Here is a 14,463-nt window from a genome sequence, read left to right on the forward strand (position 1 = left end):
TGCGGCCTAGGATCAAGCGCATGAGCAGCTCTCCCGACCCGGTGCTGGACCAGATCGGCCCGGCCCTGTCCCGCTTGCGGCGGCGCACCCCGGCGTCGAACAAGGACCTGTCCCGCAATCTCGTGCTCAACGTGATCGCCGACGCGCCGGACGAGACGACAGTCGGCGGGCTCGCCGTCGAGATGGGGGTCGCGCAACCGGTGGCCAGCCGGACTGTCGCCGCGTGCATCGCCGACGGGTTGCTGCGCCGGGCGGCATCGCAGGCTGATGGACGCCGGACGGTTCTCGAGCTCACCAAGCAGGGCGAGGCGGAACGGAAACGTTTCGCCGCCGAACAGCGAAAGGCGTTCGAGGAGATCACGGCTGGCTGGTCGGCGGAGGAACAGGTCCAGTTCGCGCGGCTGTTGACCCGCTACGGTGCCGATGCCGCGGAGTGGTCGAGGAAGCAGGCGGCGAGCCGGGACTGACGGGGAGACGTCTGATGGCGAAGATTCGGTGTATGTGCGGGAACATCGTCAGGGACGACGACCCGCACGACACGATGTACTTCCTGACTGATGACGAGTTCGACGTCGAGGCTTCCGGCAGCGCGTTGTTCGGCAAAGCCACCGGGGTCGTGCGCTGCCCGGAATGCGAGCGGCTCTGGATCTGGGCGGACGACGGCGTCCTGACCGAATACGTGAAAGGCGAGGTGATCCGCCCCGACGAGCCGTAGCCGGGTCAGTTCACCTGCCGCCCCTGTCCCTCCCAAAACGGCTGGCGCAGCTTGAACTTCTGGATCTTCCCGGTCGCCGTCCGCGGCAGCTCCGCGAGGAACTCCACCCGCTTCGGGCATTTGTACCCGGCCAGGTGCTGGCGGCAGTGCGTGATCAGCTCGTCCGCCGTCACCTCGCTCCCGTCCGTCACCACCAGCGCGGTGACCAGTTCGCCCCACTTCTCGTCCGGGATGCCGATCACCGCGACCTCCCGGACGGCCGGGTGCGAGTTCAGCGCGTCTTCCACCTCGATCGACGACACGTTCTCGCCGCCGGTGATGATGACGTCCTTCTTGCGGTCGGCGATGGTCAGGTAGCCGTCGGTGAAGGTGCCGCCGTCGCCGGTGTGGAACCAGTTGCCTTCCTGCACCCGCGCGGTCTCGTCCGGGTTTTCCCAGTAGCCGTCGAGGTTGTGGTTGCTTTGGGTGAGGACCTCGCCGTCGGTGTCGATCGTGACGCGGACGCCGAGGGCCGGAGCGCCGGCGCGGCCGAGGAGCTTCGCCTGCTCGTGCGGGTCCAGGTCGGCCCATTCGCTGCGGAATCGGTTCACCGTGACCAGCGGCGAAGTCTCGGTCAGGCCGTAGATCTGGATGAACTCCCAGCCGAGTTCCGCGCGCACGCGTTCGATGGTCCGGGTCGGCGGCGGCGCGCCGGCGACCACGATCCGGACGCGGTCGCGGCCCGGGATTTCGCCGTCCCAGGAAGCGGCGCCGTCCAAGGCCGCGGTGACGACGGCGGGGGCGGCGCACATGATCGTCACGCCGTGTTCCTGTACGCGGCGCAGGATTTCGGCGCCGTCCACCTTGCGGAGCACGATGTGCCGTCCGCCGAGGCCGGTGACCGCGTACGGCATGCCCCAGCCGTTCGCGTGGAACATCGGCAGGGTGTGCAGCAGGACGTCGTTGTCGCTGAGCGTGGTGTGCAGGCCGAAAGTCGTTGCGTTGAGCCACAAATTGCGGTGCGTGAGCTGGACGCCCTTCGGTCGCGCGGTGGTGCCGGAGGTGTAGTTGATCGTGGCGGTCGCGGATTCGTCGGCGTTCCACGGCCGCGGTTCGCCGTCTCCGCCCCAGATCTTGTCGTCGTCCTCGCCGAGGACGAACACGTGTTTCGCGGTTACGCTGTCCAGCAACGGTTTCAGCTCGGGGTCGATCATCAGGACCTCGGCCCCGGAATGCTCGACGATGTACCGGACCTCGGCGGCGGCGAGGCGGAAATTCACCGGCACCAGGACGCGGCCCCAGCCGGAGACGCCGAAGAACGACGTCAGCAGCCGCGCGGAGTTGTGCGAGACGATGGCGACCCGGCCGCCGGCGGGAACGCCGAGCGCGTCGAGGTTCGCCGCCTGCGCGCGGGCGCGGCGGGCGAGTTCGTGGTAGGACACCGAGCCCCAGGACTCCGCGGGCTGGGCGGGTTCGTCCACCACCGCGATCCGGTCCGGGTACACCGTTTCGGCGCGGTCGAGGAAGTCGCGGACACTGAGGTCATAGAACACGTGCCGATCCCTTCGCGTCTGCGGGCCGCACTGCCCGCGCGGGTGATTTTCGCTCACCGCCTCGGATACAGCCACCCCACATGGAGGGTGTATCCGATGTGGACCACGTCCTAGCGCAGCAGTCCGGCGGCGCGAGCCCGGTTCACCGCCTGCACCCGGTTCGACACCGCCAGTTTCCGCATCGCGTGCTTGAGATACGACTTGACCGTGTTGGGCAGCAGGCCGAGCCGGTCTGAGATCTCGTCGTTCGTGCAGCCCTCGCTGACCAGCCGCAGCACGTCGACCTCGCGCGGGGTCAGCGCGACGCCGGGCAGGTCCAGCTCCGGACGCAGCCGTTCGCACACCGCGAGCAGTCGCTGCCGGGCGCTTTCGTCGTGGATTGACCCGGCGATGGCGGTCAGCTCCGCGTGCAGGTCGCCGCGTTCGGCCGCCGGGACGACGGTCGGCGCGGACAGCCGTCGCTGTACCTCTTCTTCCACCTCGATGTCGCGTCCCAGCCGAGTCGCCACCGCGGTTGCCGCGTGCAACAGCCGATCGCCGAACGTGATCGAATCCCGCGACGCCGCATACAACACCGCGCGCGTGGTCTCGCCGACGCGCACCGGCAGGGCCACCATCGCGCGCAGCCGCTCGGGCGCCACCGCGTGGTCGTATTTGTGCGTGATGCCCTGTGCGTTGAGATAGTCGACGACCGTTGACGGCCGGGCCAGCGCCACCGCTTTGCCGCCGAGCCCGGCCCCGGTGTCGACCTGCACGTGCTGCATCGACCGGGTGGCGGTGCCGCGGAGCTGGTCGATCACGTGCGAGCGGGAGGCCGCCGACACCGGTCCGCCCATCGCGACCGGCAGCTCGGTCGCGATTTGCAGTGCTTTGAGCGCGCCGGCGACCAGGGGGCTGGCCGTCAGCGCGAGCCGGCCCGGAGGCGTCATGGGCACCGTCCCGCTTCACTCGACCTTGTGGGGTGGACGTCCACGTTACGCGTTGCGTCGCGTTCGGACTACTCGTGTGGTTCGGTGGCACACGTGGCAACCACGGATTTCGATACCGTCGCCGACCGGCTCTACGCAGGTGAGCCGGCCGACTTCGTCGCGGAGCGCACCGCGGCCGCCCGCGCGGCGAAGGAAGCGGGCGACGTCGAGCTGGCGCGCCGGATCCGCGCGCTGCGCAAGCCGACCGCGGCCGCGGCGTACGTCAACCGCCTGGCGCGCGACGGTTCCGCCCCGCTGTCCGAGCTGGCGGCGCTGGGCGAGAAGCTGCGCGACGCGCACGAACAGCTCGACGGCTCGCGGCTGCGCGAACTGGCGCACCATCGGGCGGAGCTGGTGCAGCGGATCGTGCGGGACGCGACCGATTTGAGCGATTCCGTCGAACGCGAGGTGGAGGAAACGCTGGAGGCGATCGTCGCGGACGCCGACGTCGCCCGGCTGGCGCTGGCCGGACGGCTGACGTCGAAGGCCCGCCAGGACGCCGACCGCTGGCTGTCCTTGCCGACGAATCCCGCGCCGGCCAAGAAGACCCGACAGTCCGAAAAGGACCGTAAGGCCGAGGAGGAAGCCCGGGTCCGCGCACTGGAACGGCGTCAGGCGGTGCGCGCGCGAGCGGAAGCCGAACGGAATTTGCAGCGCGCGGAGCGGACCGCCGAACAGGCCGACGAGCGGGTGGCCGAATTGCGGGAGCGGCTCGCCGAGGCGGAGCAACGCGCTGCCCGGGCGGCCGACGAGCTGACCAAGGCGCAGAAGACATTCGAGGAAGCCGACGATGCGGTTCAGCGGTCTTGACGGCGAACTCGCCTTGTCGCCGCTGCGTCCGGACGACGCCGAGGCGCACTTCGCCGGCGAGGACCCGGAGCTGATCCGCTGGCTCAACGGCGGGCCGGGGACGCTGGCCGGGACCCGGGAGTATTTCCGGCACTGCCAGGAGGAATGGGCTTCCGGCGGGTCGCTGCGGGCGTTCGGCATCCGGGTGAACGGCGTCTTGGCGGGGACGGTCGACCTGCGGTTCTCCGGCGAGCATCTCGCGCCGGGGGAAGCGAACGTGGCGTATGGCTTGTATCCGGTGTGGCGGGGGCGCGGATTCGCGACGCGGGCGGTGCTGCTCGCGGTCCGGTACGCGGCCGGCGAGGGCGCGAGGCGGGCGGTGATCATGGTGGAGCCGGAAAACGCGAACTCGAGTGCGGTGGCGCGGCGGGCGGGGTTTGAGCTGAGCGGCCAGGTCACCGAGGACGGCGAAGTGTTCGACCGTTACTTTCTAGACCTCCGCTAGCGGGAGATTTCCCTTCCCGCACACCACACCGCGCGAATCGCCCACGTCGCCGACAGATCCGCCACCGGATCGCCGTCGACCAGCACCAGGTCGGCTCGCCGCCCAGGCCGGATTTCGCCTCGATCGGCCAGTCCGAACGCCCGCGCCGGGGCGATCGTCGCGGCGCGCAAAATCTCCACCGAGGTCAACCCGGCCTCGGCCAGCAGTTCGAACTCGTGGTGCAGGCTCGACCCGTGCGCGACCGCGACCGGGGCTCCGGCCCCTCCGTTGGCGTCGGTCCCGGCGAGGATTTCGACCCCGGCGGCGTGCAAAGCCGCCACGTTGGCCACGAAATCGCCCGCGGCGCCGGCGAAGAAGTCGAGCGCCCCTTCCATCATGGTCAGCGTCGGGATCGCCGTCTGCCCGGCGGCTTTCATCGCGGCGACGTCCTCGTCGGCGATCCGGCCGACCACCGGCACGTGCGTCACGAATCGCGCACCGGTCGCCACGGCCAGGTGGTACGCGCCCGAGGTCGCCGCGTGCAGGACGGCGTCCAGGCCTCGCTCCCGTGCTGTGTCGACCAACGCCTGCAAGGCCTCGGCGGGCGGCCCGCCGTCACCGGGAGCTTCGGCGACGCCTTTGACGTAGTCGACGCCCTCCGCGGCCCGCGCTTCGACGAACCGGACGGCGGCCTCCGCGGTCGTCACGATCGCGGACGCGGGCATCTCCGGGATCGTGGAGTGGAGGCCGTCCGGGCCGATCGCGGGAAGCCCGGCGCTGCGGAAATCCGCCGGACCCGCCGACCGCAGCTCGGTTACCCGAGAGGCGGGCCAGCACGCCATGTCGAGCCCGGTCGTCACGCCCCATTCGGCGAGGTCGGCCAACTGCTCCGGCCGTTCCACATGGAGGTGCGCGTCGATGAACCCGGGCAGCAGCGTCGCCCCGGCGGCGTCGATTTCCCGTGCCCCGGCGGGATCTGTGCCGAGCACCGGCCCGTCGATCACGACGGTGCGCGGCTCAGTGAGCCCTTGCCCGTCGAAAACGCGCGCGTTGCGCAGAGCGGTCTTGGCCACGATCCCTCCCCGGGTCAGTGGACGCGATACCGCAAGAGTACTGAGTTGTCGTCTACCAGGGCGGACATTAATTCGAGCTGTCGAGGGTCGATGGCCGCGCCCATCGCGACCCGCGGCGCGTCTCCGGCGATCAGCATCGGCGCGACGGTCAAGCGCAGTTCGTCCACCACGCCCGCGGCCAGCAGCGACGCGAACAGGTGCGGTCCGCCCTCGCAATCGATCCGGCGCAAGCCTCGCCGGGCCAGTTCGTCCACCGCTGCCGCGAGGTCGACGTCGCCGTGCCGGGGGCGCGGACGCTGGTCGTCCGGATCGGCGTGCAGGGCAGGGTCTCCGGTGGCCTCGTGCAGAGTTGGGTCGCCTGTCCCAGCGACCAGGACATCCGCCCCAGCGGACGCCCACGCCGCGCGCAGGTCCGGGTCCGTCGCCGCGCTGGTGATGACGATCGTCGGCACCAGCGCCTTGGTGATCACCGGTGCGTCCGGCGGCAGCGAACGGCCGGTGCTGACCACGGCGATCGGCGCGATCGGGGCCAGCCCGTGCCTGCGCCGCCGCTGCGCGGTCTTCTCGTCCGGCCGCAGGCCCTCGAAACCCTCGGCCAGCGCGGTGCCCGCGCCGACCAGCAGGACGTCGGCGAGGTCGTTGCCCAGCCGGTAGACGATCCGGTCCGCGGGCGTCGACAGCCCGCCGGAGCGGCCGTCGATGGTGATCCCGCCGTCGGCGCTCGACACGAAGTTCACCGCGAGCCACTTCGGCACGTCCGGATAGACGTAGAGCTGCTCGACGTCGGCCTCGGTGCGGTCTTGGTTTCCGGGAAAGACTTCGCGCATCAGACCGACCGTACAACGTTCGCCGGCGGCCGGGTGCCGATGATGCTGGCCACCATCTCCGCGACCTGCCGCGTCTCGCGGACCTGGTGCGCGCGGAACATCGCCGCTCCGTGCAGCGCGGACACCGCGGTGGCGGCGAGCGTGCCGATCACCCGTTCGCCGACCGGGAGGTCCAGCGTTTCGCCGATCACGTCCTTGTTCGACAGCGCCATCAGCACCGGCCAGCCGGTCGCGACCAGCGCGTCGACGTGCCGCAGCAGTTCGAGCGACTGGTAGGAGTTCTTCCCGAAGTCGATGCAGGGGTCGATCATGATGCCCTCGCGCGGCACGCCCGCGGCCAGCGCGCGCTCGGCCAGCTCGGTGGTGCCTTCGACCACCGCGGCCACCACGTCGTCGTACACCGGCCGGAGCGCTTCGGTGCGCGGCACGAGACCGTTGGTGTGCGAGCAGATGTAACCCGCGCCGTGCTCAGCGGCGACGTCGAGGATCTCGGGTTCGATCGCGGCCCAGTTGTCGTTGACGAGGTCCGCGCCCGCGCGGCAGACGGCGTCGGCGACCTCGGCGCGGTAGGTGTCCACGCTGATGACCAGCTCGGGGAAGTTCTCGCGGGCCCATTCGACGGTCGGCACGACGCGGCGGATCTCCTCCGCCGCCGTGACCTCCGGGCCCTTGCCCGCCGGTACGCCGCCGATGTCGATCAGATCGGCGCCCTCGGCGTGCGCGCGGCGGATGGCCGCTTGCGCGGGGGCTTCTTCGAAGGTCGCGCCGTTGTCGTAGAACGAGTCGGGGGTGCGGTTGATGATGGCCATCACCAGGGCTCGGTCACTGGTGAGGCGACGGCCTCGGAACACGAGGTCGGGCGTATGCATGCGGTCTCCCGGGCCGGAACGTCAATCTCGCGTGATCATAGGCGAGTTCGCGGCGGGAGTACGTCCGGCAGGTGGCGGGCGGAGCGGTCCGGAGGCCACCTGCGTCCGGGCGTTCGTCGATCTGCGTGCGCGGTGCGATCAGGAGGCGAGCGCCTCGTTGACGGTCAGGAACTCATCAGCGGTGCGGGTGGCGGAGAATTCGATCACGCGGTAATGCGCGAGGCGTTGCAGCACGAGCGGGTCGGTGGCGAGCACGGCGTCGAGCTTGCCGCGCAGGCACGGGCGGGAGATGATGACCTGGTCCGCGTCCTCGTTTCCTTTTCCGGAAACGAGGAACAATCCGTGCGCGAAGTGGCTTCGCAGCCAGTCCGCGTGTTCGGCCAGTGCGTAGTCGACTTCGTTTCGAGGCGCTGTGTAGGACAGCAATGCGATGTACATGACCTCAGCGTAGGACGCTCGGTCGGATGGTGCATCCTCCTCCCGAGTGCCGTCGTGCTTCATCGAATGGTCAAGTATTCCCAATAATTCTTTACGGATAAGCGTACTGCTGGGAATTCCGTTACGGGGTACGGGAAATCACGATGGCCGGCGTTTCCGCAGGACATTTCGGACGGATGGTCAAGACCACCCCCAGTTCTGCGTGAAGCAGCCTGCCAGATAAAGATCCACGCGGTCGGCGAACCGGCTCGGATCGCGTCCGGTGAGTTCGCCGATCCGGGTGATGCGGTATCGCAGGGTGTTCACGTGCAAGTGGAGCGTGGCCGACGTCTGTGTCCAAGATCCCGAATGTTCCAGGAACGCCTTGAGCGTCGTTATCAATTCGGAACCGTGTGCGGCGTCGTACGCGAGTACCGGCCCCAGTACTTTTTCGCCGAATGTCCGGCGCAAGTCTTCCGGCACGGCCGCGAGCAGCAGCAAATGAGACGCCACTTCGTCGCCGGACAGCACCGTCGCGCGGCCCGGCGTCAACGCGGCCAGTGTGCGCGCGTGCCGGGCTTCCTGCACGCCGGCGCGCAGACCGGCGGCGTCCGCGGCCCGGCTGAGGCCGAGCGTCAGCCGCGCGGACCCGAGCGCGGGTTCGATGGTGTGCACCGCTTCCCGCAACGTCTCGGTGTCGCGCGAGGAGAAGAGGCCGAACGTCTCGCCGTCGACGGTCGCCACCAGCACCGGCTGCCCGGTGGTCGAAAGCAGCTCCTCCACCAGCACCTGCGCGAGTCCCGGCCCGCCGCCGCGGACCTCGGCCGACAGCGTGGCCACCGGTTCCTGCGGCGCGAACCCGGCGGCGGACAGCCGGGAGGTCAGCTCGCCCGGCGCGGCGTCGTCGGAGAGCACCAGTCGCAGCAGCGGTTCGGCCGCCCGGTTCTCGATCCGCCGGGCCTCGTCCACCCGGGACCGTTCGAGCCCGACCAGCGCGGCCAGTTCCAGCGCCAGCTCGCGGCGCGCGGACGGCCACTGCGCCGGATCGCCGTCCACCACCAGGAACCAGCTCGCGATCCGGTGCCCGGAGCGGCCGGCCGCGCCGAGCAGCGTGACCGGGCCGTCCTGGCACGGCAGCCGTTCGGCGCGCAGGAATCGGCGGGCCAGCGCGGTGCGGCGCGCGGCGGGCAGTTCGGGTCCGCCGGCCAGCTGGTGCCCGGTCGCGCTCAGCACGACACAGCCGGTTTCCAATTCCTCCGCACCGGCCTTGACCAGCGCGGACAGCCCGCGTCCGGAGGTCACCGCGGCCACCAGCCGCCGGTGCGAATCGCGGGCGGGCGCCGAGCGTTCCGCCGCCAGGCCCAGGATCACCTTCTCGGCCACGGTCGCGAACGAAACCGACACCGGCACCTCGAACAACGGCAGGCCGACGCGCTCGCAGGCGGTCACGAGGTAGTCCGGCACCGGCCCGCCGACCTCGGCGGTCCCGGCCCCGAGCGCGGTGACGCCCGCGGCGGCGAGTTTGCCGACGAACGCGTCCGCGTCCGACGGTCCCGGCAGCCAGCGCATTCCGCACAGCACGATCTCCCCGCCGTCGAGGTACCGCGTCGGATCCTGCAGGGTCGCCTGGAAGACGCGGCCGAACTCGCGGTCGCGCGCCTTCTCGCCCGCCAGCAGCCGCAACCCCAGCTCCGGGGTGTCGAGCAGTGCACCCAGCCGCATGCGCGCCTCCTTCCGCCCATCAGTACCGCACACCAGAGGGGTTTGGCGAAAACTACGAAAAACCGGCCGTTCGCGCTCGCGGCTTTCGGTGGATCTGCCGTGGCCCGGGCCACGCCGGGGCAGGTGTACTCACTCGGCGAGCGAAGAAGAAGGGATGACAATGGCGATCGTTCTTGGCGACAACCGCTACGGGAAGGCCGAAAACCGGCTGGTCCGCGTCGACCGTGACGGTGACGAGCACCGGATCACCGACCTCACCGTGAGCGTGTCGCTGTCGGGCGACATGAGCGACACCCACCTGACCGGGGCCAACGACAAGGTGCTGGCCACCGACACGCAGAAGAACACCGTCTTCGCCTTCGCCCGCGACGGCATCGGCGAGATCGAGGACTTCGCGCTGCGGCTGGCCCGGCACTTCGTGTCCACGCAGGGGAGCATCCACGCCGCGCGCGTCGGGATCGTGGCTCATCCGTGGGAGCGGCTGCAGGTCGGCGGACGGCCGGCGCATCACTCGTTCGCGCGCTCCGGCGCTGGCACCCGCACCACGCGCGTCACTTACGACGGCGAGCGGGCCTGGGTGCTCGGCGGGGTGGAAGACCTGACCGTGCTCAACTCCACCGGCTCTGAATTCTGGGGCTTCCCGCGCGACGAATACACCACGCTCGTCGAGGTGAAGGACCGGATCCTCGCCACCGCGGTGTCCGCGACCTGGCGGTACTCCGTCGAGGAGGCCGACTGGGCGAAGGCGCACGAGACCGCGCTCGCCACGCTGCTCGACGCGTTCGGCGGCACGCACAGCCAATCTCTGCAGCAGACGCTGTACGCGATGGGGCAGGCGGTGCTGGAGGCCGTCCCGGAAATCGCGGAGATCCGCTTCGCGCTGCCGAACAAGCACCACTTCCTCGTCGACCTCGAGCCGTTCGGCCTCGACAACCCCGGCGAGGTGTTCTACGCCGCCGACCGGCCCTACGGCCTGATCGAGGGCACCGTCCTGCGCGACGACGCCCCGCCGGCCGGCCCGGCCTGGTCCTGAAAACCGACCTCCGACCTGTTGGGAGCGCTACCGTTATGACCGTGTCCATCGATGCCGACGTCGAACGCGCCTGGCTCGCCGAATGCGTGCGGATCGCCGAGAAGAACGTCGCCGACGGCGGCGGCCCATTCGGCGCGCTGGTGGTGAAGGACGGCGAGATCGTCGCGACCGGCGTCAACCGCGTCACCCCGTCGCTCGACCCGACCGCACACGCCGAGGTGGTCGCGATCCGCGCGGCCTGCCAGGCGCTCGGCACGTTCAGCCTGGCCGGCTGCGTGCTCGTCTCCTCGTGCGAGCCGTGCCCGATGTGCCTCGCGTCGTCGCTGTGGGCTCGCGTGGACCGCGTGCTGTACGCGGCCGACCGGGACGACGCCGCTCGCGCCGGATTCGACGACCGGGCGTTCTACGAGCTGTTCGAGCACCCGCGCGAAACGTGGCAGACCCCCGTTTCGCGAGTGTCCACACCGGATCATTTCGCCCCGTTTTCCGCCTGGCTCGGCCGATCCGACCGGATCGAGTACTGAGTCTCGGCGAGTGCTGAATGCCGGTCAGAATCGGCTTCAGCGTCCACCGCCCCACCCCACCGGGCCACCATCCCGGTGCTGACCGGAGCACCAGAAAAACGCAAACGTCCCGCCGTCCCGCCCCTTGCGTGTGCCAGGGGTGCGGTGCGGCACACCCACCGGCAAGGGGAGGACGCATGACCCAGGTACGCCTCGACGAAGCGGTGACCTCGGCTCCCGGACCACAGCGCAAGTCCATTGTGGAGCGACTGTTCGAAATCCGCGCCCGCAATACCTCGGTAGGCCGGGAAGTACGCGGCGGCATCACCACTTTCGTCGCCATGGCCTACATCGTTTTGCTCAACCCGCTCATCCTCGGCGCTTCCGCCGACATCACCGGCGCGAAACTCAGCGCCGCGCAAGTGACCACGGCGACCGCGCTCGCCGCCGCCGTGATGACTGTCCTCATGGGACTCGTCGGCAACGCGCCGCTCGCGCTCGCCGCCGGGCTCGGCATCAACGGCATCGTCGCGTTCCAGATGGCCCCGTCGATGACGTGGGCACAGGCCTTCGGACTTGTTGTCCTGGAAGGCGTCTGCATTGTGCTGATGGCGGTCAGCGGCGTCCGGGAACGCATCATGAACGCGATTCCCGGACCGCTGAAAACCGCGATCACCGTCGGCATCGGCCTCTACATCGCGCTTGTCGGATTGGTGAGCGCCGGGTTCGTGACTCGTATTCCGGACTCCGCGCACACCACTGTCCCGGTGCGGCTCGGGACCGACGGGCATCTGTCCGGCCTGCCACTCGCGGTGTTCTGCTTCGGCCTGCTGCTGATGACCGTGCTGATGTCCCGGAAGGTGCCCGGCGCGGTGCTGATCAGCATCGCCGCCGCCACCGTGCTCGCGGTGGTGCTGCACGACGGATTCGGCGTCGGCGACTGGGGGTTGACGACGCCGACGCTGCCGCATTCCGTCGTGGCGGCTCCTGATTTCGGGCTGCTCGGACACGTCGATCTGTTCGGCGGATTCGCCAAAGCAGGTGCGCTGACCGCGACGATCTTCCTGTTCACCCTGGTGCTGTCCGGCTTCTTCGACGCGATGGGCACCATCACCAGCGTGTCGGCCGAGGCCGGGTTGTCGAAGAACGGCCGGGTGCCGCGGATGGGCCGGATCCTGTTCGTGGACGGGGCAGGCGCGATCGCGGGCGGGATGTCCGGCTCGTCGCCGAACACCGTGTTCCTGGAATCCGCGGCCGGCGTCGGGGAGGGCGCGCGGACCGGGCTGGCGAGTGTCGTGACCGGGCTCTTGTTCGGGGCGACGCTGCTGTTCACGCCGATCGCGGGCATCGTGCCGGCGCAGGCCGCCGCGCCCGCGCTCGTGGTGATCGGCGGGATGATGGTGGCGCAATGCCGCAACATCCCGTGGAACGACCCGGATTACACGATCCCGGTGTTCCTGACGGTCGCGCTCATTCCGTTCACCTACTCCATCACCAACGGCGTCGGCGCGGGCCTCATCGCGTTCGTGCTGATCAAGACCTTCCGTGGGAAGTGGCGTGAAGCAGGGTGGATCCTCACCGTGCTCGCGCTCGTGTTCACCGTCTATTTCGGAATCGACGTGGTGAAGGCGATCCTCTAAGTAGAAAGGGACCGACATGCCTCTGATGTTCCTCAACGGCGGCGCGATGCGCGGCGAACCCCTGCACCACCTGCTCGACGGCGCTCCACTGGTGGCCGAGACAACGACGGCCGCGAAGTACCGGTTCTATTCGGTAGGCGGGCAATGCCCGGCGCTGGTCCCGGTAGCGCACGGCGGCGCGGCGATCTCCGGCGAGGTCTACGACCTCACGCTGGACCAGCTGCGCGACCGCGTGCTCCCGTCCGAACCGCCGGAGCTGGAGCTGGGCGTGATCGAACTGGCCGACGGCAGTTCGGCGTTCGCGATGCTGCTGCGGCGGCCGCAGACCTCGCACGTGCAGCTGCGGGACATCACGGAAATCGGCGACTGGCGCGCGTTCAAGGCCGCCGCGTGACGGTTCTGGTGGCTCCGGACAAGTTCAAGGGCTCGCTCACCGCGGCGGAGGTCGCGGAGGTGGTGGCCGCGGCGTTCGCCGAGGTCGCGCCCGGCGAACCGGTGCGGCAACTGCCGGTGGCCGACGGCGGCGACGGAACAGTCGCCGCCGCCGTCGCGGCCGGGTTCCAGCGGATTCCGGTGCGGGTGTCCGGCCCGACCGGCCGCCGGATCACCGCGTACTACGCGCTGCGCGAGACGGTCGCCGTGGTCGAGCTGGCAGAGGCGTCCGGCCTCCACCGGCTGCCCGGCGGCCGGCTGGAACCGCTGACCGCGTCGAGTTACGGCACGGGCGAGCTGATCGCGGCCGCCCGTGCCGCCGGTGCCACGCAGATCGTGCTCGGCGTCGGCGGCAGTGCCTGTACCGACGGCGGGGCCGGCTTGCTGACCGCGTTGGGCGCGCGAGTGCTCGACGCTTCCGGTGCGCCGCTTCCGCCGGGCGGTGCGGCGTTGGCCGAGTTGTCCACAGTGGATCTTTCTGGACTGCCCGAAGTGGACATTGTCCTAGCGTCCGATGTGGACAACCCGCTGCTGGGTGTGGATGGCGCTGCCGCGGTGTACGGGCCGCAGAAGGGCGCTGGCCCCGCCGAGATCGCCTCGCTGGAACGCGGGCTGGCCCGGTGGGCCGAAGTGTTGGGCTCCGCGCACGCCACCACCCCGGGCGCCGGCGCGGCAGGCGGCGTCGGGTTCGGTGTCCTCACCGGACTCGGCGCCCGTATTCGGCCGGGCATCGAGTTGTTGCTGGAGCTGCTGGGTTTCCCGGCCGCCGCGCGCGACGCCCGGCTGGTGATCACTGGCGAGGGTTCGCTGGACACCCAGTCGCTGCACGGGAAAGCGCCGGTGGGTGTTCTTCGGGCGGCTGGCGGTACTCCGGTGGTGGCGTTGGCGGGTCGGTGTTTGCTGTCCGCGCCGGAGTGGCGGTCGGCGGGGTTCGCCGGGGTGTATGCGCTGACGGACGTGGAGCCGGACGAGTACCGGTGTGTGGCGGAGGCTCGGTCGTTGTTGCGGGATCGGGCTGCGCAGCTGGCTCGGGATTTCAGCCGAGCAGTACCTGCCTGACGTGGTCGGACAGGGGGAGTCCGGCCGCGTCCGCGGGGGTCAGCCAGCGGTGGTCGTCGTGTTCGGCCGGGTTGAGCTGAAGGTCGCCGAGGAATTCCGGGTGCGCGTCGTAGTAGGAGGCGTGCACGGTGAACGGTTTGCCGGTGCGGTCCGGCCAGGATTGGCGGGCCCGTTCCCTGGCGAGCCGTACCCGCAGCCCGGTTTCCTCGGCGACTTCCCGTACCGCGGTGGTCTCCGGGGCTTCGCCGGGTTCGACGGTGCCGCCGGGGAATTCCCAATGCCCGCCTAGGAAAGTTCCGGGGGCGCGGCGGATCAGCAGGACGGTTTCGCCTCGGGGGAGCAGGACGTAGGCGAGCTGTTTGTCGTTCATGCCGCGCCTCCGTTGGCGACGAGGATCTGG

17 protein-coding genes are annotated in these 14,463 nt (G+C 70.1%); 9 read left to right on the forward strand and 8 right to left on the reverse strand.

The genetic code is table 11. The features are described from left to right. Positions 1-20: 20 nt before the first annotated feature. Complete coding sequence (locus tag ABD156_RS13790) at positions 21-467, forward strand: MarR family winged helix-turn-helix transcriptional regulator (protein WP_344271767.1); 447 nt, start codon at positions 21-23, stop codon at positions 465-467. A 14-nt stretch (positions 468-481) separates the two neighbouring features. After that, on the forward strand, positions 482-715 hold the full coding sequence (locus ABD156_RS13795; protein ID WP_344271770.1) for a hypothetical protein: 234 nt from the start codon (positions 482-484) through the stop codon (positions 713-715). A 5-nt stretch (positions 716-720) separates the two neighbouring features. Here ABD156_RS13795 and ABD156_RS13800 read toward each other — a convergent pair whose 3' ends face one another. After that, positions 721-2,247 carry an AMP-binding protein gene (locus ABD156_RS13800; RefSeq protein WP_344271773.1) on the reverse strand — a complete coding sequence of 509 codons (1,527 nt, stop codon included), beginning with the start codon at positions 2,245-2,247 and terminating at the stop codon, positions 721-723. Between the two features lie 110 nt (positions 2,248-2,357). Beyond that, entirely contained in the window at positions 2,358-3,176 is an 819-nt protein-coding gene (locus ABD156_RS13805; RefSeq protein WP_344271776.1) for a helix-turn-helix transcriptional regulator, read from the reverse strand. Between the two features lie 93 nt (positions 3,177-3,269). Here ABD156_RS13805 and ABD156_RS13810 point away from each other — a divergent pair, with 93 nt between their 5' ends. After that, a complete protein-coding gene (locus tag ABD156_RS13810; RefSeq protein ID WP_344271779.1) occupies positions 3,270-4,025 on the forward strand; it encodes a hypothetical protein in 756 nt (251 codons plus the stop codon). Further along, positions 4,006-4,509 (forward strand): GNAT family N-acetyltransferase, encoded by a 504-nt coding sequence (locus ABD156_RS13815; RefSeq protein WP_344271782.1) that lies wholly within the window; start codon positions 4,006-4,008, stop codon positions 4,507-4,509. The genes ABD156_RS13810 and ABD156_RS13815 overlap by 20 nt, the downstream gene beginning before the upstream one ends. Here ABD156_RS13815 and ABD156_RS13820 read toward each other — a convergent pair. The 5 genes from ABD156_RS13820 to ABD156_RS13840 all read right to left on the reverse strand — a co-directional run bounded on the left by ABD156_RS13820 (position 4,506) and on the right by ABD156_RS13840 (position 9,396). Further along, positions 4,506-5,561 (reverse strand): amidohydrolase family protein, encoded by a 1,056-nt coding sequence (locus ABD156_RS13820; protein ID WP_344271785.1) that lies wholly within the window; start codon positions 5,559-5,561, stop codon positions 4,506-4,508. The genes ABD156_RS13815 and ABD156_RS13820 overlap by 4 nt on opposite strands. A 14-nt stretch (positions 5,562-5,575) precedes the next feature. Next, on the reverse strand, positions 5,576-6,388 hold the full coding sequence (locus ABD156_RS13825; protein ID WP_344271788.1) for a pyrimidine reductase family protein: 813 nt from the start codon (positions 6,386-6,388) through the stop codon (positions 5,576-5,578). Beyond that, the gene (folP, locus tag ABD156_RS13830; protein ID WP_344271791.1) at positions 6,388-7,257 is read right to left on the reverse strand and encodes a dihydropteroate synthase; all 870 of its coding nucleotides are present in this window, start codon (positions 7,255-7,257) and stop codon (positions 6,388-6,390) included. Before folP ends, ABD156_RS13825 begins: the two co-directional genes overlap by 1 nt. 138 nt (positions 7,258-7,395) lie before the next feature. After that, positions 7,396-7,695, reverse strand: a complete 300-nt coding sequence (locus tag ABD156_RS13835; RefSeq protein WP_116198492.1) for a YciI family protein — start codon at positions 7,693-7,695, stop codon at positions 7,396-7,398. A gap of 180 nt (positions 7,696-7,875) precedes the next feature. After that, positions 7,876-9,396, reverse strand: a complete 1,521-nt coding sequence (locus ABD156_RS13840) for a PucR family transcriptional regulator (protein WP_344271798.1) — start codon at positions 9,394-9,396, stop codon at positions 7,876-7,878. A 160-nt stretch (positions 9,397-9,556) separates the two neighbouring features. Between ABD156_RS13840 and pucL the strand changes: the two genes are divergently transcribed. The 5 genes from pucL to ABD156_RS13865 all read left to right on the forward strand — a co-directional run bounded on the left by pucL (position 9,557) and on the right by ABD156_RS13865 (position 14,063). Next, positions 9,557-10,429, forward strand: coding sequence for a factor-independent urate hydroxylase (gene pucL, locus ABD156_RS13845; RefSeq protein WP_344271801.1), 873 nt, complete (start codon positions 9,557-9,559; stop codon positions 10,427-10,429). A gap of 35 nt (positions 10,430-10,464) precedes the next feature. Continuing rightward, positions 10,465-10,953, forward strand: coding sequence for a nucleoside deaminase (locus ABD156_RS13850; RefSeq protein ID WP_344271803.1), 489 nt, complete (start codon positions 10,465-10,467; stop codon positions 10,951-10,953). Positions 10,954-11,129: 176 nt separating this feature from the next. Beyond that, entirely contained in the window at positions 11,130-12,572 is a 1,443-nt protein-coding gene (locus tag ABD156_RS13855) for an NCS2 family permease (protein WP_344271806.1), read from the forward strand. 16 nt (positions 12,573-12,588) lie between these two features. Further along, positions 12,589-12,966: an allophanate hydrolase-related protein gene (locus tag ABD156_RS13860; RefSeq protein ID WP_009082380.1), complete on the forward strand. Its 378-nt coding sequence runs from the start codon at positions 12,589-12,591 to the stop codon at positions 12,964-12,966. Next, on the forward strand, positions 12,963-14,063 hold the full coding sequence (locus ABD156_RS13865; protein ID WP_344271812.1) for a glycerate kinase: 1,101 nt from the start codon (positions 12,963-12,965) through the stop codon (positions 14,061-14,063). The genes ABD156_RS13860 and ABD156_RS13865 overlap by 4 nt, the downstream gene beginning before the upstream one ends. On the opposite strand, the gene ABD156_RS13870 is transcribed toward ABD156_RS13865, so the two are convergent. After that, positions 14,041-14,433, reverse strand: coding sequence for an NUDIX hydrolase (locus tag ABD156_RS13870; RefSeq protein ID WP_344271815.1), 393 nt, complete (start codon positions 14,431-14,433; stop codon positions 14,041-14,043). The genes ABD156_RS13865 and ABD156_RS13870 overlap by 23 nt on opposite strands. Positions 14,434-14,463 lie beyond the last annotated feature (30 nt).

This window comes from Amycolatopsis albidoflavus (genome assembly GCF_039525725.1).
In the GTDB taxonomy this organism is placed as follows: domain Bacteria; phylum Actinomycetota; class Actinomycetes; order Mycobacteriales; family Pseudonocardiaceae; genus Amycolatopsis; species Amycolatopsis albidoflava.